We start from the raw sequence: 1794 nt of genomic DNA, 5'->3' as shown, positions 1-1794 counted from the left end.
CCCGTTGCGATGATCTCCGCAACCGTAATATCGTCGGCTGACCCAATGACGGAGAGAACTTCTTGCCGTGTCATCGTTTGACCGCGTTCTGACTACAACTGAACTAGATGGAGATTTCATGGAGCACTTGCAACCGATCTAATGAGGGCTGTCGCAGGATTCCCTTGCGCAAGATCAGGGGCTGCGCAATGGGCGCCATTCACCTAGCCAAACGCGCGCCACATAGGGCGCAGGGCGCAGAAATCGACGGAGCCCATGCGCTCGGCATTTGCGAAGACCCGGCAAGTCATCCAGATGATCGCCCATCACTGAGGCCATTTGGTGGAACTCCCCCTGGACCATCCACGCAGCCGGAATCGGCCATGGGTGTTCTGAACAACCCGGAAACTCGTTTCAGGGGATTATTCTCGAAATCGTAGTCTGCCGGGCGCGATGTGGAGATTACAGGGGAACCCTTCGTCTCGGTGGTCCAAAGTCCCTGAACTAACCTGTTATCGTCGACGCACGGGAAACCCCGTGATTCAGAAGAGCAGATCTCGGGCCACGCACGGCCTATGCCCCGAGGCTGCCCGGCCGAATGTGTTTGCGCGCGGATAACTCCGGTCTGTGAAGCAGCACCCTGTTGCGGCCCGTCTGCTTGGCAAGGTAAAGTGCGGCATCCGCTCGCTGCTGTAACTGCTCCGGCGAGATCGCCTCAGAGGTCTGAACGGCAACTCCAATGCTCAGGGTGACCCAGCGCGACACACGGGATCCAGGGTTGGGCAAAGCGGCAGCCTCGACGCTCTTACGCATTCGTTCAGCCACAGCGGCGGCCTCTTCCTCGTTCACCCCGGGCAGGAGCACGAGGAATTCTTCGCCGCCATAACGGGCAACGTGATCGCGATCACGCCTCACGTTTTCCTTCAAGATAGTTGCGACCTTTACCAAACACCGATCTTCCTCCGCATGGCCGAGGTGGTCGTTTAGCTTCTTGAAGTTGTCAATGTCGCACATCAGCATCGCGGCACCGGCAAGGCAACGTTTGTCACTTCCCCATAGGCGCTCGAGTGTTTCCGTCATCCAGCGACGGTTGGAGATGCCGGTGAGTGGATCGGTCCTCGCCAGGAGTACCAGTCGATCATTCGCTTTCGCCAGTTCGGCGACCCTGCGTCGGTCGCGAAGCTCAAACAGGAAAGTCTTTTGAGCAAGAATTGTCATGATGCGCCGCGCGGCCACCGTTGCAAAGATACCGCTGGCGAAGAACAGCGTTCCAGCCACTGCACTCCCATGCGCGATGGCCGGGTTCTGCAGTTGAAGCATGAGAAAGAGTCCGAGCGCCAGCGCAGCGATCGTCATCGTCCACGCCAGGGGGATCCCGAAGATTATGATGGCTGTGATGGCCACGAACAACATGACGTTCAATTGCCGTTCGTAGAACTCGCCACCAGCGCTTGCTCCGACCAATGCGACTGACAACAAGATCAGGAACATGCCTGCGATCAGCGAAGCTCCTTGGAGCCAAGGCGCCTGCGGTTTACGCCAGGCTAGGACCACGGCCAACGCGATGGGCGGGATGATGGCGCCGGGCAGGAGCATGGACTGCGCTACGCCCCATGGAAGCAACGCCGCGTTCAGTGCCAACGTCAGCACATCCAAAAATGCCACCCAGATCATCCACGCGCGGATGATTTTCGCCGTTTGCGACCAGACACGTGCTCGAAATAGGCGTTCGATCTCGCCACGCAGGCTGATTTCGCGCGTACGGCGCGCCAGAAGCCGGTCGACCTCAGCGGCTAGGGCAGGATCATCCTGCAC

The 1794-nt window shown here is 59.0% G+C and carries 1 protein-coding gene; it reads right to left on the bottom strand.

Features of this window, described 5'->3' with window-relative positions; all coding sequences use genetic code 11:
- Positions 1-552 precede the first annotated feature (552 nt).
- The gene (locus tag EN925_RS34495; protein WP_128337302.1) at positions 553-1794 is read right to left on the bottom strand and encodes a diguanylate cyclase; all 1242 of its coding nucleotides are present in this window, start codon (positions 1792-1794) and stop codon (positions 553-555) included.

The sequence above is a fragment of the Mesorhizobium sp. M7A.F.Ca.US.006.04.2.1 genome (assembly GCF_004022915.1).
In the GTDB taxonomy this organism is placed as follows: domain Bacteria; phylum Pseudomonadota; class Alphaproteobacteria; order Rhizobiales; family Rhizobiaceae; genus Mesorhizobium; species Mesorhizobium ciceri.
This window is presented reverse-complemented; position numbering and strand designations above follow the sequence as displayed.